Annotated in this window: 15 protein-coding genes and 2 CRISPR repeat arrays (1 of these 17 running past the window's edge); of the genes, 14 read left to right on the forward strand and 1 reads right to left on the reverse strand. The window is 44.3% G+C overall.

Annotation, left to right across the window (positions count from 1 at the left end):
- A CRISPR array of direct repeats spans positions 1 to 633; the repeat unit is 29 nt; unit sequence GTTTTATCTGAACGTAGTGGGATATAAAG; it begins 1,775 nt to the left of the window's first position.
- Positions 634 to 824: 191 nt separating this feature from the next.
- From cas6 to cas2, 8 genes are all read left to right on the forward strand, one after another.
- The gene (cas6, locus tag CZ379_RS02930; RefSeq protein WP_110930240.1) at positions 825 to 1,559 is read left to right on the forward strand and encodes a CRISPR-associated endoribonuclease Cas6; all 735 of its coding nucleotides are present in this window, start codon (positions 825 to 827) and stop codon (positions 1,557 to 1,559) included.
- Between the two features lie 6 nt (positions 1,560 to 1,565).
- On the forward strand, positions 1,566 to 3,539 hold the full coding sequence (locus tag CZ379_RS02935) for a hypothetical protein (RefSeq protein WP_110930241.1): 1,974 nt from the start codon (positions 1,566 to 1,568) through the stop codon (positions 3,537 to 3,539).
- Positions 3,532 to 4,443 carry a type I-B CRISPR-associated protein Cas7/Cst2/DevR gene (cas7i, locus tag CZ379_RS02940; RefSeq protein WP_110930242.1) on the forward strand — a complete coding sequence of 304 codons (912 nt, stop codon included), beginning with the start codon at positions 3,532 to 3,534 and terminating at the stop codon, positions 4,441 to 4,443. The genes CZ379_RS02935 and cas7i overlap by 8 nt, the downstream gene beginning before the upstream one ends.
- Entirely contained in the window at positions 4,440 to 5,141 is a 702-nt protein-coding gene (gene cas5b, locus CZ379_RS02945; protein WP_110930243.1) for a type I-B CRISPR-associated protein Cas5b, read from the forward strand. The genes cas7i and cas5b overlap by 4 nt, the downstream gene beginning before the upstream one ends.
- A gap of 103 nt (positions 5,142 to 5,244) precedes the next feature.
- The gene (gene cas3 / locus CZ379_RS02950) at positions 5,245 to 7,491 is read left to right on the forward strand and encodes a CRISPR-associated helicase Cas3' (protein WP_110930244.1); all 2,247 of its coding nucleotides are present in this window, start codon (positions 5,245 to 5,247) and stop codon (positions 7,489 to 7,491) included.
- A gap of 19 nt (positions 7,492 to 7,510) precedes the next feature.
- Positions 7,511 to 8,011 (forward strand): CRISPR-associated protein Cas4, encoded by a 501-nt coding sequence (gene cas4 / locus CZ379_RS02955; RefSeq protein ID WP_110930245.1) that lies wholly within the window; start codon positions 7,511 to 7,513, stop codon positions 8,009 to 8,011.
- Positions 8,008 to 8,991: a type I-B CRISPR-associated endonuclease Cas1b gene (gene cas1b, locus CZ379_RS02960; RefSeq protein WP_110930246.1), complete on the forward strand. Its 984-nt coding sequence runs from the start codon at positions 8,008 to 8,010 to the stop codon at positions 8,989 to 8,991. The genes cas4 and cas1b overlap by 4 nt, the downstream gene beginning before the upstream one ends.
- A gap of 6 nt (positions 8,992 to 8,997) precedes the next feature.
- Entirely contained in the window at positions 8,998 to 9,258 is a 261-nt protein-coding gene (gene cas2 / locus CZ379_RS02965; RefSeq protein ID WP_110930247.1) for a CRISPR-associated endonuclease Cas2, read from the forward strand.
- 184 nt (positions 9,259 to 9,442) lie between these two features.
- Positions 9,443 to 10,261: direct repeats of the CRISPR family, unit length 29 nt; unit sequence GTTTTATCTGAACGTAGTGGGATATAAAG.
- A 60-nt stretch (positions 10,262 to 10,321) separates the two neighbouring features.
- Here the strand turns inward: cas2 and CZ379_RS02970 are convergent.
- The gene (locus tag CZ379_RS02970; protein WP_110930248.1) at positions 10,322 to 11,686 is read right to left on the reverse strand and encodes an ammonium transporter; all 1,365 of its coding nucleotides are present in this window, start codon (positions 11,684 to 11,686) and stop codon (positions 10,322 to 10,324) included.
- 427 nt (positions 11,687 to 12,113) lie between these two features.
- Between CZ379_RS02970 and CZ379_RS26540 the strand changes: the two genes are divergently transcribed.
- From CZ379_RS26540 to CZ379_RS03000, 6 genes are all read left to right on the forward strand, one after another.
- Entirely contained in the window at positions 12,114 to 14,648 is a 2,535-nt protein-coding gene (locus tag CZ379_RS26540) for a hypothetical protein (protein WP_234404816.1), read from the forward strand.
- 12 nt (positions 14,649 to 14,660) lie between these two features.
- Positions 14,661 to 15,035 carry an immunity 22 family protein gene (locus CZ379_RS02980; RefSeq protein ID WP_110930249.1) on the forward strand — a complete coding sequence of 125 codons (375 nt, stop codon included), beginning with the start codon at positions 14,661 to 14,663 and terminating at the stop codon, positions 15,033 to 15,035.
- Positions 15,036 to 15,633: 598 nt separating this feature from the next.
- Entirely contained in the window at positions 15,634 to 16,512 is an 879-nt protein-coding gene (locus tag CZ379_RS02985) for a stalk domain-containing protein (RefSeq protein WP_199925426.1), read from the forward strand.
- Between the two features lie 11 nt (positions 16,513 to 16,523).
- Entirely contained in the window at positions 16,524 to 19,295 is a 2,772-nt protein-coding gene (locus CZ379_RS02990) for a hypothetical protein (protein WP_110930251.1), read from the forward strand.
- A 258-nt stretch (positions 19,296 to 19,553) separates the two neighbouring features.
- On the forward strand, positions 19,554 to 20,255 hold the full coding sequence (locus tag CZ379_RS02995) for an ABC transporter ATP-binding protein (RefSeq protein ID WP_110930252.1): 702 nt from the start codon (positions 19,554 to 19,556) through the stop codon (positions 20,253 to 20,255).
- Positions 20,256 to 20,262: 7 nt separating this feature from the next.
- On the forward strand, positions 20,263 to 23,592 hold the full coding sequence (locus tag CZ379_RS03000) for an ABC transporter permease (protein ID WP_110930253.1): 3,330 nt from the start codon (positions 20,263 to 20,265) through the stop codon (positions 23,590 to 23,592).
- Positions 23,593 to 23,633: the final 41 nt, after the last annotated feature.

Genomic DNA, 23,633 nt, shown 5'->3' on the forward strand with positions numbered 1-23,633 from the left:
AGCGATTCGTCGTTTTATCTGAACGTAGTGGGATATAAAGTAATCTGACGCTCCTTATCTTCAATAACCTCAATATGTTTTATCTGAACGTAGTGGGATATAAAGGAATGATAGCCCGATCAGTGCTAAAGGCAGCCAAGCCTGTTTTATCTGAACGTAGTGGGATATAAAGCGTAGTCCCAGCGTTCCTCTGCATCTGCTTCAAGGTGGTTTTATCTGAACGTAGTGGGATATAAAGGTTAATCGCAGATCGAATCGCAAAAGAGTTTACGGAGTTTTATCTGAACGTAGTGGGATATAAAGTCGGAAGTACGAACGCAATATATCCGCCCGGCTTAACGTTTTATCTGAACGTAGTGGGATATAAAGTGTTGATCGTAGAGGGACGTATACGCGACCTTCAAGGAGTTTTATCTGAACGTAGTGGGATATAAAGGTAGCACGGGCGATCGTTGCTTTGTTTATTCCTTTGGGTTTTATCTGAACGTAGTGGGATATAAAGAAATCTCGCAAACATCCCTATCCCCCGGCTGGATCTCGTTTTATCTGAACGTAGTGGGATATAAAGTGGAAACAGTAACTTGGATTGTCGTTATTGCAGCATGTTTTATCTGAACGTAGCGGGATATAAAGTTATTAATTTTATTAATGGATATGAAACGCAGCGGGACATTACACTCTATTATCATAATATGATACAACCCCTCCCTTAAACTTCCCAGAATTGTTGTAAATTGTAGCTTTTAGGTCTTGCTCTATGTCGCTTTAAGTAGTAGATTGGAACTGTATGTATTGTTATAAATTGGTGAATTTGGAGGTGGAACATGAGACTATCAGTGACTTATCAGGTAGAGCGAGTGCCTCTAGGTTATCGAATGACAGTACTATCCTTGCTAAAAGAAGCGCTGAAATTAGCTAATGAAGCATATTATAAAGAGCTTTATGAGCAACGTTCTAAAGAAATGAAACCGTTCTCTACTGCGGTATTTCTCAAGGAATTTACGTATAAAGAAGATGAAATCTTACTGAAAGAATTGTCAATTACGATCAGTTCAGCAGATATGGAATTTATGTTACACCTGTTTAATGGACTACACCAACTTAGAAGCTATAAGACTGACGGTCAGGAATGGAAGCAATTACGGATTCAAATGCTTAAAGAAGCTCAAGTTACAGGAGAGAGAGTATATTTTAAGACACTTTCTCCTATTCTGATTGAGAATAAACAGAGAAAACCGATTCATCCTGATGAGGCGGAGTATGGAGAGGAATTTTCATATTATGCAGCTCTTCGGATTCGTGAGTTAGTTGGCCGTGAACCTTATTACCCAATTAAAATAGAGCCGCTTAACATGAAGAAGACGGTTATTAAGGAAACGAACTCAGAGTTTCGCGAGCTAATAAAATCTAATCAGAAATATCTCTATTTTACAGCGTATCGTGGAACGCTTCTATTGACAGGTCATCCTGATGATTTACAGTTCCTTTATCAATCGGGTGTCGGCCTTCGTGCATCCCAATCGTTTGGGCTATTAGAATATATCCGAGAGGAGGCTTAAGACGATATGACTGCGTCCATTGCTATTGGAGCTGAGGAGTGGATGATGACAGCTGGATTAATTGGACTAACTAGAATGTTTAGCAGTAAAGAAGAGTACCCAATAGTTCAAACTAATAAAGGTATCGAGCTGGATGAAAATCATTTAAGACTATTCCCTGAACGTTATATTCACTGGATGATTAGGGAATTTAGTATTGTTGATCGGGATCTTAAACGTATGGGATGGCCAACTCAACAAGCAGTTCGTGCTGCGGATCGAGCCTTAGAGAATCCTTCTTTAATTAATGAAGTGAATACTAAGATCAAAGAGTCAGTTAAAGACATTCGCAAAATTATGAATGAACAGATTAGCAAGGTAAAAAAGTATTTTCCCGATTCTAAAGAATGCCAGCAACTATTAAAATTGCTAGATTCTCTTAAATTAATCAGTAATTATAATGAGATCAATACTATTCATGATCTAATAGAAGAATATAAAATATTGATGTCAGAACCTTTTATTAATGAAAAGCTGACATTAAATTATGTTAAGGCTGTTATAATGGGTCCCTTTTTTGGTCAGACGTCAATTTTACAGCCTGTTTTTAATTCTAGAACAACAGAGCAGCATATCGAACAATTGAACAAAGATTTCGCTCTTCCAGCAATTATGGAACTTCAATTACATAAAGAACTAAATCGTCCTCACATGGAATTATCAACAATCATAGATCTTCTGCAAGAGCATGCAGACGAATATAAACCATTCAAAGACTGGCTTAGATCAGTTAAGAAGGTTAAGCGTGTTGAGGAAATTCAAGATTATTTCCAGTCACAGATATTGCCTTGTTCTTTAGTAGAAGGGCTTTATGCTACGCAATCGTATGAAGAAATGACATTCTCTCCGCTAGCTTTATCGAAAAAGAATGCTGTGAATTTTAACTGGAATTTCAATAAAGGAACTCCTGTACCTATCAGTGCAGTTGCGCGTCTTATTTTATTTGCTGTACCTCTTGGATTAGCGGCATATAACCGCCGGTTAGGGACAGAGGAGTTTAATGAGAATAAGCGTTTTTTCGGCATGATATTATCCCAGAAATCATTCGTTGACATCGTAAAGGATAATAATCACTATCGAACTATGCGAAGTGGCGGCACTACATTAGGTGAAGCTATTGTAGGCGTTTTGGATGAAGCCAGAAGTAAGGCGGGAAGAAAGCAGCCATCATATCTGTTTATTGAACTGCACTCAGAGTATCAAATGAAGAAGACGTTATTAGATTACTATCATATGCCAGGTTATCTTGCGACTTACTTAGATGATTATGGTAATGGATTAAAGCTAATCCACCATAGTTACCAGAGAGAAGCCTTTATAAGGGCCATTTTAAGAGGGCTTGATCCTAAGGCGACGATTTATGAATTACTTAGACTAGCTGTTAAACCTAGTAATACGAATGAACAGGCTCGATTAATGGAGAGTATTCGGTTTGCTAATAGTGCTTATTATGCTGTACAGGCAAGATTCAGAGTCTTACAAGCTAAGAAGGGAGAGGAGAAAGTGTCCAAATTTGATTGGAAAATTCATCAGGTCTATGAACAAGGAGTTTACTTGCGAAATCGGCTGATCACTAGTCGTCCTGGAGAAGAGGCCGAGGGAAAGGTATATCAAGCAAGCGGACGTAAGAAATTAGATGGAATCATTTATCGTTTGCTCAACTCTGCCAAAACAGGTAATAAATCAGAATTTATGGATACGCTCTTTCGAATTTATTTATCAGCCAACACTTCCAGTGCTCGCCAAGGCACAGCAAAAAATTATATAGGTGTTCCGCAGTTTTTTGTGGACAGCTTTAAAGAAGAAGGCCTTGATTTTGACACGATTGCCGGTGCATTTATTGCAGGACTATTAGGACAACAAAATGCCAATGCTCAAAAAGCTGAAAGTGGAGAAGCCGATCTGTCTGAATCCATGGAGGAGGTAGCTATAAATGAGTAAAGCTTTGACCTTGACTGTTGTTTTTCGTGCGAATTCTCTAAATTATGGTGAGGGGATTGCGAATATATCTGAATTAAAAAAGATACACCGTGGTAATGGAGATGTCCTAACTTTTGCTTCGCGTCAAAGCCTCCGCTACGATATTGTCCGATTAGGGAATGAGTGGTTTGGGTGGAATTTGCAGACGGTGGACAAAACCAAGGGAACTCTACAATTTCGAGAGGATATAAGCATTGCTGAATCCGTAGAGATGGATCTGTTTGGTTATCTAAAAACAGGCCAAAAATCACAAAAGCGCGCAGCGGTAGCTCGTTTATCGCATGCTGTATCATTAGAGCCATATCGCAATGATATGGAATTCTTGAATAATATGGGACTTGCAGAACGAATCGATGAAACTCCTAACCTCGCAAATATTGAGCAACATGAGAGTTTCTATTCATATACAGTAACAATTGATCTGGATAAAGTAGGTGTAGATCAGGGCAACAAAGGAAAAGTGGTCGAATTATCTGAAGGTGAAAAAGTTACTAGAGTGACTCAACTGCTAGATATTCTTAAACTGCTAAATCGAAATATTCGTGGTCGTCAGGAGTCTTTAGCTCCATTGTTCGTTGTTGGAGGAGTGTATCCTGTAGCTAATCCGTTTTTTCTTGGGCGTGTTATGTTAGAGCCAAAATCAAAATCATGGAATATCAATACAAAAGCTTTAAAAGAGGCAGGACAGACAACATTTGGTGGTCAGTCTATCGGAGATTATACACGTGTCGGTTATGTATCAGGTGTATTCGGTAATGAAGCTCAATTTGAACAAGTAGCGACTGGTAGAGTTGGGACGGTGGAAAATTTTTTTGCTGCATTAAAGGAAGAAGTAGAGTCGTATTACGGGGTATCCGTACAATGAAAGCTCTGAGACTTAAACTATATCAGCAGACGGCTTGTTACAAGAAGCCCTTTGCTTTTAAAGTGTCAGAGACTTATCCATTACCGCCGCATTCCACAGTCAAAGGTATGCTTCACGCAATACTGAACGCCAAAGAGCTTATTCCAATGCAAATTAGCATTCAGGGAAGCTACGATACCCTAATTACGGATTATCAAACGCATTACTTCTTTAAGACAGAGAAGACGGAAGAATTCGCTCTTACGATTGATGGACTTGGAATTGATCGTGAATTTGGGAATATTACAACGATGCCGATATACACACATATGCTCTATGATGTAAGCTTGTTAATTCATGTTTGTGCATCTGAGGAAGTTCTGAACGAACTAGAAGAACGCATAAGCGAAGGGAATATTCATCATAGTCTAGGGCGTTGGGAAGATCTGGTGCGCATAGATGCCTGTGAAATAGTTGAGGTTAGCGTAGAGGATGAAGAGATCTTTCTGAAGCAGAGTGCCTACATCCCAAATGAAATGCTCGGAGATACGGAGCATTTTCCATACAGTCTAAATTGGACTTATCGCATTATAGATGGAGTAAGAGTATGGGATAAGTTAAAAGTGGGTTACGTTCAACCAGGAAGTGTAATCTATAGTGATGAGGGGTTATTGTTAGACCCCGATGGGAACGGTGTATTCTTCCCAAATCCGACATAGAACATAAATGCTTTGTAGAGAGAGCCGGGCAAGAGGGTTCTCTCTCTTTGTAACTGAATGGAATATGTAGCGATATTGCTGTTGAAGGGATAGGTGATCATTCTTGATTTTTTATGCCAAATCATATCCGCCTTTACCGCATACGGAGACTGTGCAGCAGCACACGAATGCTTTGTTGAAATGTTATGAAACGTTGAAGAATGGCTATGCTTCTGCTTTACCGTTAATGACCGAACGTGAATGGCAAATGCTCCGTTGGGCGGTGCAGTATCATGATGTTGGGAAATATGATGCTGTATTTCAAAACAAGATATTAAAGGCTTTGCGTCAGGAGCAGCGCATGAGAACGAGGTGCAGCTTTGATGTCAGGCATAACTATGTATCGGTACTTGCTATTCCATTCAAGAAATTAGGACTCAATGACGAAGAGAAACGTATTCTTGCACAAGCCGTCGCTTATCACCATGAGCGAGAAGATAAACCAGATAAGAAGCAAGTTAAGCAAATTTATACGGAACATATTCTGCCGCATCGCGAACAAATTGAACATGAACTAGAAATAGAACTTGATGAGAAGGCAATTGCATACAAGCTGGAGTTAATTTCAAATCGCATCCAAGAGAGTGATGGGGAAGTCTTTCACAGGTATGTACTGATTAAAGGCCTATTACATCGCTTGGATCATGCTGCTTCTGCTCATGTATCAGTAGAACTGGCGCCGGATATGAACATAGGTGAGTATGTAGAAGAGTTTGTAAGCCGGGAATTCAGTGGTCGGAAAAATGAACTACAGCAGTTTACACAGCAAAATCAGGATAAACATGTTGTCGTTGTTGCTCAGACCGGAATGGGTAAGACAGAAGCGGGCTTATTGTGGTTGGGGAAAGATAAAGGGTTCTTTACACTGCCCCTGCGAGTTAGCATTAATGCAATGTATCAGCGAATAACGGACAAATCTAATATTGGCTTTACTCGCTCATCAATAGATGGAACGGGAGAAGAAGCTACAGGATTATTGCATTCAACAAGTCTAGATTATTTACACGACGAACTTGAAGCTGATGACGAAGCTCTTGAGAAAATACATTCACAATCGAGAGAATATGCGAATAAGTTAATCATTTCTACTATTGACCAAATATTGAAATTTCCATTCTTTTATCTTGGTTTTGAAAAAGAATATGCTGCTGTAGCTTCTTCTAAAATAATTATTGATGAGCTACAAGCCTACGATCCGAAAATCGCGGCGTTAATTATTAGAGCTCTAATACTTATTGATGAGATAGGCGGCTCTTTCATGATAATGACAGCTACACTGCCGAATTTCTATTACAAAGCATTGTTGAAAGAGAAGAAGTCTCCTCGTCTTCCCATTGCCTGTGGGGAATTCATTAATGATCAAATTGTTCGGCACCATGTTGAAGTTAGGGAAGAGTCTATCCTTGAGGAAGATGTAATAGATCGAATCGTTGCTGAAGGAGGAAGTTATAAAGTTCTGGTTATTTGTAATACCGTGAAACGAGCTCGTGAGGTATATCTTCAAATCAAGTCAAGATATAAGAATACGTGGTTACTTCATTCACGATTCGTTAAAAAGGATCGTGTCAAGCGGGAGAAAGACATCATTCAATTTGCGTCGGGAACGGAAAATGGTATTTGGATAACAACTCAATTAGTTGAGGCGAGCCTAGATATCGACTTTGATCGGTTGTATACCGAAATGTCTTCCCTGGATAGTCAATTTCAACGTTACGGAAGATGTAACCGTAAGGGACTTAAGGCTGTTGATGATGTCAATATACGAGTATATATAAGGGATGTATCGGGAGTTAATTTAGGTGGAAATTCAGTGTATCACAAGGATATTTATTCACGCAGTTTACAGCTTTTCGAACAACATAAAACCGGTGTACTTCTTGAGTCAGTGAAACAAACGATGATTGCAGCTCTTTATGATGAGTCTGCGTTAGAAAACTCTGATTTTAAAAAGTTATTTGATAGTACCTTAGAGGAATTAAAGAATCGTCCTATGTACGATATGCCAAAGCTTGAGGCACAGCAATTACTTAGAGATATCCAAGAAGTACAGGCTATCCCTGGATGTTTTCGCGGAGAGAAGGCTATTGAGGATGCTCTGGAAGTTTGGAAGACAACGAAAGATAAAAGAATAAAGCGGGAGCAACGAAGAATCATTGAAAACTACACAGTTGGTGTAAACCGACACCTGGCTAAAAACCAGAAAATACTTTCACAATTCCCTCTGATTCACGGTCTTTATTTTATTGACGCAGACTACAGTCAGGAGACAGGACTTCTCACACAATCCGTTATAGCCCCAATGTTTTTATAAAGGAGGTTAGGTTCATTCTATGTCTATACGAGGGATAGAAATGCACTACTACGCAGTCTGTAAACGTAAATTATGGTTGTTTAATAGAGGCATTGGTTTTGAGCAGCAAAATGATCGAGTTGCGGAAGGAAAAGTACTGCATGAATATGCCTATGGGAAATTGGATAAGGAATTAAACATAGATGATATGGCAGTGGTAGATGCCATAGATGGAGATTGGGTTAGGGAGGTAAAGATAAGTAGTAAGATGGAACATGCTGATCGGCTGCAAATGTTGTACTATCTTTACTTGCTGAGAGATCGTGGAGTAGAGAAAAAAGGATTGCTTAGTTATCCTAAGGAAAAAAAGACGACAGAAATATGTTTAGGTTTCGAGGAGACACTCGAAGTTCGGGCTGCTTTGGAAGGGGCTCAGAAAGTGTTGAATGGGGAGCTACCTGCTTATGGTAAATTGAGATACTGTTCCAAATGTGCCTATCAAGATTTTTGTGAAGCAGGAGAGGTAGGGGATGAAGAATGAGTCGAGATGTATTTATATTTTCTACAGGAAAACTACATCGAAAGCATAATACGTTGTATTTCACAGATGAGGAAGGAAAGTCAAGTCCTCTACCAGTTGAGCAAACTGAGAATTTGCACTTATTCGGTAATGTAGATTTCAATACGTCACTGCTGCATATTTTGACACAACATGATGTGCGACTACATGTCTATAATTATTATGGGTATTATGATGGAACGTATTATCCTCGGAATTCAAGAATATCGGGATATACGACCGTTCGCCAGAGTGAGCATTACTTAGATATTAATAAGAGATTATATTTAGCAAAAGCATTTGTTCAGGGCGGAATACATCATATGATCAGAAATCTTAGAAAGGCTGGCGAAGAGAGTAAATCACATATAGATACAATAAATGCAACCTCTTCTCTACTAGATCATGCGTCTAGCATTCCGGCTGTGATGGGTCTTGAAGGACAATGCCGACAAGTGTATTATGAAGCATTTCCGTTATTAGTCAAAAGAAGCTTTACATGGGTGAGTCGAACAAAGCGTCCGCCCCAAGATCCGCTTAATTCGTTAATTTCTTTTGGTAATGGTTTGATGTACACATCGGTTGTGTCTGAAATATATAAAACGATGCTCGATCCATCTGTAAGCTACCTCCATGAGCCGTCGAGTAAACGTTTCTCCCTTAGTCTTGATGTAGCAGAAATATTTAAACCTTTTCTGATTGACCCTTTAATATTTAATTTAGTTAATAATCGACGCATTCAAGAGAAACATTTTGAAAATACTGAGGGCATAGTTTATTTAAATGAAGAAGGACGAAAGATCTTCTTGGCGGCATTTGATGAGAAGATGAAAAGTACATTCAAGCATCGTAAATTAAAGAGAAATGTCTCCTATCGATATTTAATTCGACTTGAAGCTTACAAAATTATTAAGCATGTCATTGGCGATGAAAAATATAAGCCTTTTAAGGCATGGTGGTAGATAGACATGTTTGTAATTATCACATACGATATAGGAGAAAAAAGAGTAGGTAAAGTCTGTAAGAAGCTTCGAGAATATTTGGATTGGACGCAGAACTCTGTGTTTGAAGGCGAAATCACCAAAGGGAAATTAACAAAATGTTTAGCTGAATTACGAGATATCATGGATGATGAGGATTCAATATATTTGTATAAAGTTGAGAATCCGAAAGCGATTGTGAAAGAGGTCATTGGAGAAGATCGTTCCTTCGATCGATTGTTTTTCTAGAGCAATGAGAAAAGTGCAGCGATCGATTGTTTTGTCGAAATGCCTGTAAGCCTTGCCAGATAAGGGTTAAGAGCGGTTTTCACATGAAATGAGAAATTCCCATTGAGGGTTCAATGCAAAATTGAAAAATGATGAAGTTGAAAAACCTTGTTATCACAAGGCTTTTACCATCTCGAAAGACGGGGTTTTATCTGAACGTAGTGGGATATAAAGAACTAAAAAGGAGCCCTGGAGATAATCCCCAAGACTCCGTTTTATCTGAACGTAGTGGGATATAAAGATACCAATCCGTATAGTGATCAAAGAGATACGCTCCGTTTTATCTGAACGTAGTGGGATATAAAGACAAGATCGTCACATATGACGAACGCATCAAGGCAGCGTTTTATCTGAACGTAGTGGGATATAAAGTGTCTCAGCGTCTACCATGCTCCTAATCTCTTCCCGGGTTTTATCTGAACGTAGTGGGATATAAAGGATTAAAATCCCCGCTAGATACGTAGTAAAAATCCCGAGTTTTATCTGAACGTAGTGGGATATAAAGGCGCTTGTGCTGCTAAAACCTCTCTTTTCAAATCCGTTTTATCTGAACGTAGTGGGATATAAAGATGCTTCAATCATCCTTCCCAAATCCCAAGGCAAAGTTTTATCTGAACGTAGTGGGATATAAAGGTGCTCAGCTTATCAGGGTGCTTGAAAGTGTCAAGGATGTTTTATCTGAACGTAGTGGGATATAAAGATCAAAGAAGAAGATGCATCAAAAAATCTGTTGAGCTGTTTTATCTGAACGTAGTGGGATATAAAGACTATATACCGCTGATAGTTAACAGGTCAGCTGTCAAGTTTTATCTGAACGTAGTGGGATATAAAGATTAGAGAGGAATGATTATGTGAATCAATTAGTTCAAGTTTTATCTGAACGTAGTGGGATATAAAGACCATAAAGCCGGGAGATAAGGTGAAACATAAAGAATGTTTTATCTGAACGCAGCGGGAAATAACTCCAAGTGAACAACCCTCCCCAAACAAAAAGGAGGGCCGAAGCCCTCTCAATACCCTACACTTACTCCACCGCCGCAGGTCTCGTTACCAGCAAATCATGCCCCTCGTGTTCATCATTCTCTTTAACCTTCATGGACGTACTGCTGGATGTTTTCATTCTCCATTTCATATGCTCAGGATAACCATAGGTTCCATGCTCGCTCAGGTCGAGACCCATCACTTCTTCTTCCTTCGTTACACGCAACCCCATCAGCTTTTTCATGCCCCAAAGGATGGAGAAGGAAAGCGTAAATACGAAAGCAAAGGTGCCGACAACTCCTAAAATTTGCACGCCTAATTGGCCCAGTCCGCCGCCGTAGAACAGACCTGCTTGACCTACCCCTGTGATTCCAACTAGCTGCGGCGTGGCGAAGAGACCTGTAGAGATGGCTCCCCACACCCCGGCAATACCGTGTACCGAAGCAGCGGCGATTGGATCGTCAATGCCTGCCCGTTCAATCCATCTTCCTGCAAAAAAGGTAGTGATCCCTGCTACCGCACCAATTAGGATCGAGGCCCAGGTGTCGACAAAGGCACAAGCTCCCGTAATGGCAACTAACGCGCCTAATATGCCGTTCAACATGCTCGGAATATCCGATTTGCCGCGAACCATCCACGAAACGAGCAGAGCGGCAATACCACCAGCTGCAGCAGCCAGATTTGTCGTCAAAAGCACGTATCCGAAAAATCCATCGTTTAACGGGGTTAAAGCACTGCCTGGATTAAAGCCAAACCAGCCGATCCACAAAATGATGACTCCCAGTACGGTAATCACTTGATTATGCCCGGGGATGTTGATTGGCTTTCCGTCTTGGCCGTATTTGCTCAAACGAGGCTTGAGCAGTATCGTTGCAGCCAAAGCTGCAGTCGCCCCCGTCAAGTGAACGACCGTAGATCCGGCATAGTCCTGCATCCCGAGGCTGCCCAGCCAGCCGCCGCCCCAAACCCAGTGGGTGACAATCGGATAAATAATCACCGTAAAGATCGCTCCGAACACGATATATACGCTTAGCTTTGCACGCTCTGCCATCCCTCCGCAGGCGATTGCCAGTGAGACCGCGGCAAAAGCCATCTGAAACAAAAACATCAGATCGAGCGGGACGCCGATATCCGCCAACACGTTAAACGAACCGATGTCTCCCTCTCCGCCGAATAGAAAGCCTGTCATTCCCAAGAGGCTGTTCCCATCGCCAAAGGCGAAACCAAAGCCCAAAGCCCACCATGAGAGGATAGCTACGCCGAGTGTAAGCATCGTTTTTCCGGCAACATGTCCAGCGTTCTTCATTCGCACATTACCCGCTTCCAGCAAAGCAAATCCGGCCTGCATAAAAAAGACCAGCATCGTAGCCAGAAATACGAACAACGAGTTAAACCCAATTTCCATCATGTTCCCCACTCCTCTAATGTCATATTAGCTAACATCTTCTCAATGTTAATGAAATTATAAATGGAGGGAGTACCGGGTTTACATGCACTTTTTTGTATTGAATTTATATGATTTGAACACAGTGCACATAAAGTTATATAACATTTTATTTGAACTGGTTGTGACAAGATCCAGGCATGAAGCTATGTAGGAATTCCTATTTTTAAAGGCCTAAAGACTTGGGTGTGTGACAGAGTTATATGGCTAAAGACATGTTAAGTTGTATATATCTTCTGTTTAGCGTGGCACGGTACTTTAAAGCTTGTAATAACCTGTCGTCACTTCGTTTCTTATAGGTATTCCGGTATATTACTTAGGAGTCATAATTTAGGTAAAATATCAGATGCTATTATTTTTCTTGAAATGAGGTTGGACATGCTTGCATAAGGTGGATCCTGGCAGAGTCGGAAGCTTGGCACGCGACCTGGAGCGTTTAGAGCGCACGATGGAAAATGGAATAACGGGAATGTCCAGGGAACTAAGACGGTTAGCCTGCGATGTGGAAGCGGCTTATAACGATCCTTCAGAGGATTACGTACGGTCAGCGGCACGCAAGGTCAGTGGTCTACTACAGGAAATCGAGAAGGCAGCAGAGCGAATTGACGAGATGATGAGTAAGAAGGTTCATGCCTTGCGTTATGCTGAAGGAAAATACATAAAAGCGGAGAAGGACTCGGCTCGGGCGACTGACGTGAAGCGATCATCAACGTTCACGCTAAAGGGGACGATTCAGAGCTGGCTTCAGCGTTTCTCGGAGAAGGGGATGCGGAATGTCGCTGATTCAGACGGGGCTTCGTCCGCAGAGTCACGGCCTTCGCTTGTGCAGTGGATCCAGGGAGGGCTGCTGGAAATTCAGGACGCCTCTTTGGTTCAGCGTCTGGATTCGGTGAAGAAGGACGAACGAATCGCCTCTCTTCTGCAAATTTTTGATACCGGGACGGCGAACGAGCAGACATGGGCGCGTGGGGAGCTAGAGGCGATCGCCTTAGGCTTCAAGGAAATTGCCCGCAACCAAGCGGCCTATAAAATATATGCGATCTACAATAATGAGTTGTACATGGGCTTTGCGCATCAGTCTGCAGAGCGGGAAAGGAAAGGGCTAGCGAAGCTGGGCGTTGCGGAGGAGTGGTATAGAACCAGTATTCGTTTAAGCGAGTTCTACAAAGGTTCTCCTTTAGATGCTTGCGATTATAATCCGCTGAAGCAGAATAGATCCGCGATGCCTAAGGAGAGCGAGCTGCGGCTGATGATTGGAGCCGGCATGTTAAATCTGCGCTACCTTGAATGGGCCAAGCTAAACTATGACGCTGTTGCTGCGGCGATCCACCGAAAAGCGGAGCGGGAGAAGCAACTGCAGAAACTGTTGGATCAATACAATCAGGCTGTTCCTGCCGAAGATATCCGGAAGATGCAGCAGTACTTGAAGGACATGAATATCTATCACGGTGAAATTACCGGGAAATATAATCAGGAGTTCCTGGTCGCCGTAGCAGGTTATCAGCATATTGCCAATACTATCAGCTCTATAGCCGCCGTTAGGCGTGACCAGTTTGGTTGGGAGCTATTCGAGGTAGATGGGATACTCACAGAGAAGCTGCTGCAACTAGCATATGCAGAAAGCGGTTATGGGATATCGAACGATCCGAATCTAGACACTAGAGGAATGAGTGCTTCGGTTACGATGGTGGGTGTGGGAGTCGGCATCGTTAATCAACTCGGGGATGACGTTACCGATCTCGTTCAATTTGCCTGGAGTGTCCATACCTTGAACCCGGAGTTCTGGACAGAAACCATACCAGGATATTTTGCAATGGGAGAAGCGATCGCGACCGGCAAGGTCACCATTCATGATATTGCTGTGTTAATCGGTGATGCAGCGGCTGAGGAATTCGTTGTACCTTTTCAGCAAATCATCGAATTGCAGCCAAAAATTCTATCTGGAGAAGCTACCTATGAAGAGAGTGTGCAATATGGCCGGGCTCTGACGAAGGCCTACTCTGCGATAACGATCGTGCATGGGGCAGCGAAAGCGGGTGTCAAGGTAACGAGCAAGAGCGTGAAAGGGCTTTTGAAAAATTTTGAGGAAGCAGCCCAAAACCAAAGAATGCTTGCGACTAGTGAAGGAGTCCAAATCCCCACTCGCAGCATGGACTTGCCCCAAGGAGAACCACCGATTAGTTCCACCAAGCCGGAGTCGGGTTCGAGTGGCATGCGATCTGTGGATTTTATGGATAGCGCGGGTGGAGTTTTATCGAATAACAGCGCCCCGGGCAAAGGGATACCGAATCCCAGTGGTTCTAGAATTCAATTCAATGAAACTGGTAAAATAGTAATATCTAATAAAGATGTGAGCTTGAATGAAAGGGCGATGGCTGCTAGTGGAGAAGGCATTCTGCAGCCGAATCCAGAGTTCCATCGGATCAAGCTAGAGTCGGAATTGAGCGGCGAGAAGATGGATCCGGTTGAGGGTATTGATAATGCTAAAGATATAACCCAATTAACTGTTGATGATATACCAACTGCAAAGAGTGGGGATTTTAGCAAGTTCTTCAATTCCCTCACAAGTAGTGAGCTAGACGAACTTTGGAAAGATAAAAAGATTAGAAAGAAAATTGAACGTCAGCTTAGAGAACCTGGAAGTTTACATGAGTGGCACTTAGTTTCAAGGGCTCCGCAATTTAAGTATTGGAATATTAGTGCTGAAGAGATTAAAGATTTACGAACAGCTATATCTGATGTTAAATTCGTCAATCCAAACGGTGTTCATGGAGGGCTTGGTTCAACTAAAGCACATAACGAATTGTTAGCAATAATAGATACCTCTAGAGATTATAATACATTTGTTAGGCGACTTAATAATTGGGCTTATTATAGACTTGAGGGTGGGATTTCGTCTTTACCGGAAGATCTTAGATTAAAGTAGGAGGACACTATAATGGAAAAACAAGGATGGGTTTCTATTTGGTTAGGTAATATTAAAGAGGAGGACTCTATAGGAGAGTATGTAGATTTAACTTATGATGAGGATGGCGAGTCTGTCCCTTCCAAATTTTTTATTGATTTTAATATTGATATGGATGAAACAGATGAGGATACTATAGAAAAAGCGGTCTATAAGAACAGTAGTAGTGATATTTCCACATTATTAGCTGGTTGTTCGTACGAAGAAATTATCATCCCAGAAATTAAGGAAAATATAAACTTACAAAAATCATATAATGCAGTAATTCTAATATATAATTTTGAGTACAACAATGAAATTACTTCAACTAGTGCTTTTGATTTTATTGCTGCTACAAATTATGAGTAATAAAACTCTTAATAGCTATGAAGAATAGATTTATTTGATGGATTACGCGGAGATGGAAGAGTTGCTTTAAAATAGGGATAAAAATAATCTAATCAATCAGTTAGTAAATAACCCACCAATGCTCCATTTTTTGCAGCAAATTATAACTGGAATAGTGGTTTTGTTTTAAAAGCTCTTTCCCACTTGAACCATGAGTAGGAATGGGCTTTTTTGCATGCAGGTAGCTACACCGCAGAATTGGAGGACAGGCGGATGAGAATGGCAGTATATTAATGGTTGGATGACATGAAAGCCACTTTCACAACATAGACGATAAAAGAGTAATTGTAGAGTTTGAGATGGGACTGGATTCTGACAGGGCTTGCAGAAGCCAAGTGAATAAGTCAGATAAGCCCTACGCCTCAATAGGATTGTAGGGAAATGTGGGCTTTACTAGGTATATAGGATGGGTTTAATAATTCAATGAGACTATCATGATGAGACAAAGGTATCATAGTTATTGTATGAAATGGTTCAATCTAGTAAAATCCCAGATAGTAGAACGAGGGTGCGAAAAATGACTTCCTTCTACTGAATACATAATAAGGGGAATAAGATGATGAATTACAAAAGAATGAAGAAGCTAAGGGTTATGCTCCTGACCATGGTGTTAGCTCTGACAATCGCACCTGCATGGTCTTCGGCGGCGAAGTTGTCGATCGTTGTAGAGGTCAATGGGAACTTGATATCTTTTCCGGATGCGAAGCCGTTTATGGACAAGAGCAACCGGGTGCAGGTGCCTGTTCGGTTTGTAAGTGAAGCGCTTGGAGCTGAAGTTCGCTGGAACAGCCAGAGCAAGCAAGTCACCGTGAAGATGGGAGAAGACACGACTGTACTCACGCTGGGAAAAAAGGCGTTTACCGTTAACGGTCAAACAAAGCAAATGGACACAGTTGCACAGGAAAAGCAGAACAGAACATTCGTTCCTTTGCGTTTTGTCAGCGAGGCGCTCGGTGCTAAAGTAATTTGGCATTCTGACCTGTACAGTGTGGAGATTCTGACTGGGCTTGCAGCGGAGCAATCTGGAGCCTCAAAAGGCACGACCCCGAAAGATCCTTGGGAGGAGTTTTTGGCTTCAAGAAGTATAGAGGGGGAGACTGAAAAGAAGGTTCTTGAAGGATTTAGTTACTATGAGACGTATAAATCTGGATTAGTTGTATCTGGTGATACTGTCAACGGAAAAGGTCTAATGTTCTTACAGCCTCGTATCGAATTCGGAAGAGATGGTGTCGACTATAACAAGCAAGTTAAGGATTTGGACGAACTGCTCCGACAACAAATTGACTTCAAAACAGCAGATAATATCATGAAATACGTGAAACAAAAGTCCAAACGAGATGATGAATTAGAGGCAAAGGAATTCAGCGACGATACATACGGAATACAAGTTGAATCAAGGTATTGGGACGATATATACGTATCAATATGGTATAAGTAGGTGAATCTTCTGTGAAGAGACGAATCATTGTACTTCTACTTGTCGTACTCATCTGCAGCCTTACGACGCAAGTCCATATATCCGCTGAGCCAGAAGAAGTCCAGACGAAGATAACACCGGAGGAGTATTTTAAGACTCTTACTCCTGAAAAGGTATTGCAAAGAGCCAATATGGATATGGAAGAGTTGTACGGTTTAAAGAATTTCTATCCTAATAAATCAAAAGGAAGAACACTTAATTCTACCCTCTTGCAGCAGCAAATTGATGAGGCGGTAAAAGACCCTAAGAAGTTCAAGGGCTTCGATATTGTGTATGGTACTAGTCACGGTACGGAGATTACACATAAGGGACAAGTCATGCAACGATATTCTGGATACAATGTATTTGGTGATCCGGTATCGACAGAAGGATTTCCATGGGATGCGGGTTGGAGTGGCACTAAGATACAGAATTTCCAACTGATACCGAGCCCATGGGAAGTCAAGAAATTACCTAAGAAGTTTGACGACTTTCCCAAAAACATTGGAGGTAACTTCCAAGACCAACTACTACAATACCTGCCCGATGCAACTTTTGAAAGCAAAATCATTGAAGCGCTGAATAAAGAGTACGCCACTCAGCCCTATGGCGAGAACCTCATGTACAACAACCAGAATAAACAATATGCAGGGAACAGGGTTTACGACAGGGACACTGCCCCCAAAGGGGGCTGGATTAAATACGTTCACGTGATCCAGCCGCCGACGTATCTCTCCCAGGGATCTGGAAGGGTGTACTTAAAAGGCGGTACATATCTGGACGTTCCGATCGCTGCGTTTATAGAGACGGAGCCCAGTGATATCTCCGCAGAGTTTGTCGATCTGCCGTCTGAGGCCATGGCGGGAGATGAAGTCTATGTTTCAGTATGGCTAAGGTCTACGTTCCCTGATCGGGAAACCGCCAAATTTTCGTGGAGTGTTACCCGCAAAAGCGATGGACTCCCTCTGACGGCAGCGGAAAACCAGTTGCTGTTCGGAGGCGGGGTAGCGGCTGAATCCGGATCCATCGGGATTTCTAAAAACGAGAAAAGACGTCTGAATGTCTCTTTTACGATGCCCGAAGGCGATGTTCGAATTCAGTTCAAGGTGAATGAGGACGGCAAGCAGCCTGAAGAGGTGATCCTGGATAACAACGTTCTTAGCTCCGAGATCAAGTTGAACATCCCGCAGCAACTGCCTTATGACATGCTGACGAAGAAGGTTAAGCTAGATCTGCCGAGCAATACCGCCACATTGGTGCTGCCTGATTTGCCCGATGCGAGGTGGGCAGGGAATGCGACAGGCAAGCTTGCCGTAATTAACCAATCACCGGGATTGCTAAGGGACTTCGAGGTTCATAACAACCCGGATGTGGACGTAAACAGCTCGACGATTATCCGCTCGCCAGTGGTCACTTACACGATCAAAAGAGAGGACTACGAGGATAATCCGTTAGGAAGGCTATGGCTCAATTTAGACAAGCCCGGAATCCCGCTTTCTAAGACAGGCATAATTCATTATGAAGGCTCCGTAAGGAGACCGTACGAATATACATACTCCTGGCCGGAATGCTCCGGTGAAGGTGAAGAAAGAACGTGTGTAACAAAATCAGAAACCCTGGATGGAACCGCGACTGCCGACTTTACATCGGATACCATTACCAAGATCTATGATATGTATGTCTACAACGGAATGAAGGATGTTCCAAAACGGGAGTATCGTAACGAAATCGAAGAAAACCATACGGATTCCGTGGCCAAGAAACTGTTTTGGGAGAATGAACCCTACACCTACGATGTTATCCGCTGGATGCATCATCAGGATGAGAAGGGAAACAAATACGATTGGACACAGGCGCCCGGTCAGTACATACGGACATTCATTCAGCAGGCCAGCGGAAGCGTGCAATGGAATGTTGAAAGCTCCATGACCGATGAATACGCCCAAGCTCGAAATGCCGCAGCGAAGCGGGTAAACAATAAAAAGCTTTTTGATAAGGCGGTGTTCGCCACAGACAAGGAGCTTCAGAAGTATGATTACCCGATCAAGTCGGGATACTATTTCAACCCTGCAGGCAGCTACACGTTCACCGTCAAAACCGAGGTGTTCAAGAATAAGCTGCCGAATGCGAATGACATGACAGATGATCATAAAGACCTGGTGAACGGACTCATCCATTCCTTCCGCTATGAAACCGACCTGATGTTTATCAACAATAAGAAGGTTGCCGTCAACATTAAAAACGATGGGCTTAAGGAAAAAGGCGGCGGTTTTGAGCGGAAACCTGACTTTATATCCGTCAAGGACAACAAGTCGGTGAACTCGACTCCGTTGATCAGCGTGCTGGATCGAAGCAAGGAGCCATCCCGTTATACAAAAAAGGTGGAGGAAATCAAGCATACGGACAAACGCGGCGGCGACTCTCATCCGTTCTGGAAGATGGTGCTTGAAGGCTACAGCGAATCATTTACAGCGGGCAGTAACACGAACTACGCCTACCGTGAATACGTGAAAGCCGGACAGCATATGTACAAGATTACGGAAACATCTAAAATCACCATCGTTGTTAATCCGGATAATATACCGCTGTATACCCATGCAAGCATGCCGAATGGAACCTACTATATTAAGGCATGGTTTGATACAGTCGATATGACAGCAGGGAAGCACGCTTACAAGGATCTCAAGCAATTACAAGGTGTTGATGATATAGATTCCATCAAGGTCACCGTGGCCGGTTCGATGTTTGATGATTTGAATAACTGATACTGTGAACAGGAGCCCTTCCCTGCAACCCTGTCTAAGCTTATAAGCATAGGCAAGGTGTGGTGGAGGGTTCTTTTATTGTCTTGTAGGATGGAGGGACTTCAGCTAATTCGGATCATATTCCGGTGGATTTGTTCATGGTAAAGTTTTTTTGCTTGCTATTTTTGTTGTGATACACTAGGAACAAAGGTTCAAAAAGGTTTGGACAGCATGGGAAACGCTCAATATTTGCATCATGGACAAAGGGTGGTACGAAACATGGCATTTGTAACGATTCGAAATGAATATAAGCGGTATCAAATGGGCGAGACGACGATCGTCGCTAATGATGGGATTGATTTTGAAATTGAAAAGGGCGAATTCGCGATCATCGTCGGGCCGAGCGGAGCGGGGAAATCGACGGTGCTTAACATTCTTGGCGGGATGGATACGGCGGATGAGGGGGAGGTACTCGTCGATGGCAAAGACATTGCCAAATACAGCAGCAAGGAACTGACGGGCTATCGCCGTCATGATGTCGGATTTGTGTTCCAGTTCTATAATTTGGTGCCGAATTTGACGGCGAAGGAAAATGTGGAACTGGCATCGCAAATATCGCCGCGGGCACTCGATGCGGAGCAGGTGCTGCGGGACGTGGGGCTTGGGGAGCGCCTGAATAATTTCCCGGCTCAGCTCTCCGGTGGGGAGCAGCAGCGGGTGGCGATTGCCCGTGCGCTGGCCAAGCAGCCAAAGCTGCTGCTATGCGATGAGCCGACGGGAGCGCTGGACTATAACACGGGCCGACAGGTGCTGAAGCTGCTGCAGGACACTTGCCGCAACACGGGGACGACCGTGATCGTTATTACCCACAATTCAGCGATTGCGCCGATGGCTGACCGGGTAATTGAGATTAACAATGCCAAGGTTCGCCGCGTCACGTTGAATCCGAATCCGGTGTCCGTGGAAGACATCGAGTGGTAAGGGGTAAATGACATTGAGAAAAAAAGCGTTATGGCGCGATATTTTTCGCGAAATTTGGCAGACGAAGGCGAGATTTTTATCGATTTTTGCCATTATCATGCTAGGCGTTGGTTTTTTTGCGGGGATTAAGGCTACGGGGCCGGATATGCTGGATACGGCGAACCATTATTTCCAAAGACTGCAGCTGATGGATCTAAAAGTTCAATCCACCTACGGCTTGACTGAGGATGATCTTGAGGTTCTGCAGGAGCAGCCAGGAATTCGCGTCGTGCAGCCAGGATACAGCGAGGAGGTATTCCTCGGGGATAGCGGCCTTATTGCTAAAGTGTTCTCTTATTCTAAAGATAATTCACTGAACGGTTATGAAATCGTGGAGGGCCGACTGCCAGAAGCGCCGGGTGAAATTGCCATTGATAGTCACCAGGGGATGAGGAATGCATTTGGACTTGGAGATACGATTACGTTTACGAATCCGAATTCTGATGCCGATCTGGAGGATTCTTTTCATCGCGTCAGCTATACGGTTGTAGGGTTGGTGAAAAGTCCCCAATATGTTGAAAAGGGGAGCCGGGGCACCAGCCGGATCGGCAAAGGAACCGCGGATGCTTTTGTTGTGATTCCCGAGGAGGATTTCAGCCTTTCGGTATATACCGAGGCTTATATGAGCTTTGTGGATACCGCCGATATGACAACATATACGCCGGAATACGAAAGCCGTGTAGAGGCACACAAAGCCGCTTTGGAACAGGCGCTGAGCGACCGCCCGGAACAGCGGCTGGACGAGGTGCGGGCCGAGGGTCAGGAGCAGCTGGATGACGCCGAGCGGCAGATCGAGGAAGGCAAGGCGGAGCTGGCCGATGCCGAGATGAAGCTGGCTGATGCCAAAGCGAAGCTGGACGAGGGGCGCGAGAGCTACGAGGAGGGCGCGTCCAAGCTGGAGCGCGAGCTCGCGAAAGGGCAAGCCCAGCTCGACAAGGCGGCAAAGGAGCTCGCCGCAGGCAAGGCCGAGCTGGTGAAGAACCGCATTGCCCTTAGCGATGGCGAGGCACAGCTCAAGGCCGGCCAAGCCAAGCTGGAGGCAGAGCAGGCTAGTGCGGCCCCCCGCCTTGCGCAGGGGCGGCAGCTGGTGCAATCGCTGAGCCAGACAGCGAGCGTTGCCCCTGATGCGCTGACCGAGGCGCAAAAGCAGCAGGCCGTGGCCGCAGCGAAGGCAGCAGATGCCCAGCTCGGCGCAGCCGCCGAAGGCTACGTCAGCGGCAGCATCGACAGCACGGCGTTCAAGCAGGCGATTGCCGGCTTTGAGCAAGGCCTGACGCAGGCTGCAGCCCAGCTGGAGCAAGCGCAGCAAGAGCTTGACCGTCGAGCGCAGGAGCTGGCCGCTGGGAAGCAGCAGCTTGCCGCCGCGGAACGCAAGCTGGCGCAAGGCGAGAAGGAGCTCGCCGCGGGCAAAGCGAAGCTTGCCGAAAGCCGGCAAGAGGGCGAAGCCAAGCTGGCTGAGGCCAAGCTCGAGCTGGAGGAAGGGCAGGCTGAGTACGATAAGGGGCTGGCTGAATATGAGACAGAGAAGGCCAAGGCGGAGAAGGACATCGCGGATGCGGAGAAGAAGCTGGCCGAGGGGCAGGAGCAGATCGATGAGCTGAAGCTGCCAAAATATTACGTGCTGGATCGCAGCAGCAATCCAGGATATGCGGAATACAGCGACAATGCGGATCGGCTGAATGCGATTGCGACGGCTTTTCCGGTATTCTTTTTCCTGATTGCCGCTTTGGTCAGTCTGACGACGATGACTCGGATGGTTGAAGAGCAGCGTCTGCAGATCGGGACGCTCAAGGCGCTCGGTTACAGAAATGGGGATATTATGGCCAAATTCCTCGTGTATGGAACGCTGGCGAGCCTTGTGGCAGCGGCAGCTGGGCTTGCGATCGGCTTTACGCTGTTACCGACGATTATTTATAACGCCTATGGGACTCTATATAATTTGCCGGATCTAAGGCTCAGCTTCTATCCAAGCTATAGCATTATCTCGATCATTGTGGCATTGCTCTGTACGACAGTGACGGCAGTAATCGCTACGAGGGTAGAGCTGCGCAGCAATGCATCCGTGCTCATGCGCCCAAAGGCGCCGAAGAGCGGGCAACGGATTTTACTGGAGCGTTTGACGTTTATATGGAAGCAGCTTGGCTTTATCGGCAAGGTGACGGCGCGGAATTTGTTCCGCTACAAGCAGCGGATGTTCATGACTGTTTTCGGGGTGGCTGGCTGTACAGCGCTGATTCTGACGGGCTTCGGCCTGAAGGATTCGCTCCGCGATGTCGCCGGATTGCAATACAGTGAGATTATGAAGTACAGTGCGATCGTTGCCTTCAATGAAGATAACGACGATGCCGAGCAGCAGAAAGAGAAATATGAGGCTCTTCTGGCATCGACTCCAGAAATTATGGGAGCGCTGAATGTGGCCCAGGACACGATGACCGCTACGGCTAAAGAGGTCAATAATCAAGATGTCACCGTGTTTGTACCTCAGACTACAGAGGAATTTGACCGCTTCATCGTGCTTAAGGATCGGAGAACGGGAGCACGGCGGGAGCTTGGTGACCAAGAGCAAGGGGCGATTGTAACGGAGAAGCTGGCGAAGCTGTATAGTCTAAAGCCAGGCGACACTCTAACCTTGCAAAATAAAGATAACGAGCCATTTCAGGTACAGGTGGCGGGTGTCACGGAAAACTACGCGATGCACTACATTTATATGACGCCGGCATATTATGAAGGAGTTTTTGACAAAGAGCCGGAATATAACACACAACTTCTTTTATCGAGCGATGCGAGCAAGGAATGGGAGGATCGTTTCGGTGAGGAACTGACCGGGCTGGATCGGGTGGCACTTGTGAAGTTCTCCAGCGGGGTAGGAGAAGCCTTTACAGATACGCTCAAAAGCATGGATGTCGTCGTGGTAGTACTCATTATCTCGGCTGCCGCACTTGCTTTTGTCGTGCTGTATAATCTGACGAACATTAACGTGTCCGAGCGGGTGCGCGAGCTGTCGACCATTAAGGTGCTTGGCTTCTACGATAAGGAAGTCACAATGTACATTTATCGCGAGAACCTGATTCTCAGCTTTCTGGGCATCCTGGTCGGCAACTTCTTAGGAATTTGGCTGCATAGCTTTGTGCTTCAAACGGCGGAAATCGATATTATGATGTTCAGTCCTACGATTAAGTGGCTGAGCTATGGATATGCGTCGGTGCTTACGCTGCTATTTTCGGGCATCGTCATGCTGTTCATGCATTACAAGCTGAAGCATATCGATATGATCGAGGCGTTGAAATCGGTCGAATAGTAATGAATTTGATCCAAGGTATGGAACGATTGGAGCGACGG

The organism is Paenibacillus bouchesdurhonensis, from assembly GCF_900155685.1.
In the GTDB taxonomy this organism is placed as follows: Bacteria; Bacillota; Bacilli; order Paenibacillales; family Paenibacillaceae; genus Fontibacillus; species Fontibacillus bouchesdurhonensis.

What these genes read in the sequence shown, in the direction of transcription:
- CZ379_RS02970 (WP_110930248.1), bottom strand. Translation starts at nt 11,686, where the DNA reads ATGATGGAAATTGGGTTTAACTCGTTGTTCGTATTTCTGGCTACGATG.
- cas1b (WP_110930246.1), top strand. Translation starts at nt 8,008, where the DNA reads ATGAGTCGAGATGTATTTATATTTTCTACAGGAAAACTACATCGAAAG.
- cas4 (WP_110930245.1), top strand. Translation starts at nt 7,511, where the DNA reads ATGTCTATACGAGGGATAGAAATGCACTACTACGCAGTCTGTAAACGT.
- CZ379_RS02935 (WP_110930241.1), top strand. Translation starts at nt 1,566, where the DNA reads ATGACTGCGTCCATTGCTATTGGAGCTGAGGAGTGGATGATGACAGCT.
- CZ379_RS02985 (WP_199925426.1), top strand. Translation starts at nt 15,634, where the DNA reads ATGAATTACAAAAGAATGAAGAAGCTAAGGGTTATGCTCCTGACCATG.
- CZ379_RS02995 (WP_110930252.1), top strand. Translation starts at nt 19,554, where the DNA reads ATGGCATTTGTAACGATTCGAAATGAATATAAGCGGTATCAAATGGGC.
- cas5b (WP_110930243.1), top strand. Translation starts at nt 4,440, where the DNA reads ATGAAAGCTCTGAGACTTAAACTATATCAGCAGACGGCTTGTTACAAG.
- cas6 (WP_110930240.1), top strand. Translation starts at nt 825, where the DNA reads ATGAGACTATCAGTGACTTATCAGGTAGAGCGAGTGCCTCTAGGTTAT.
- CZ379_RS02980 (WP_110930249.1), top strand. Translation starts at nt 14,661, where the DNA reads ATGGAAAAACAAGGATGGGTTTCTATTTGGTTAGGTAATATTAAAGAG.
- cas7i (WP_110930242.1), top strand. Translation starts at nt 3,532, where the DNA reads ATGAGTAAAGCTTTGACCTTGACTGTTGTTTTTCGTGCGAATTCTCTA.
- CZ379_RS03000 (WP_110930253.1), top strand. Translation starts at nt 20,263, where the DNA reads ATGACATTGAGAAAAAAAGCGTTATGGCGCGATATTTTTCGCGAAATT.
- cas2 (WP_110930247.1), top strand. Translation starts at nt 8,998, where the DNA reads ATGTTTGTAATTATCACATACGATATAGGAGAAAAAAGAGTAGGTAAA.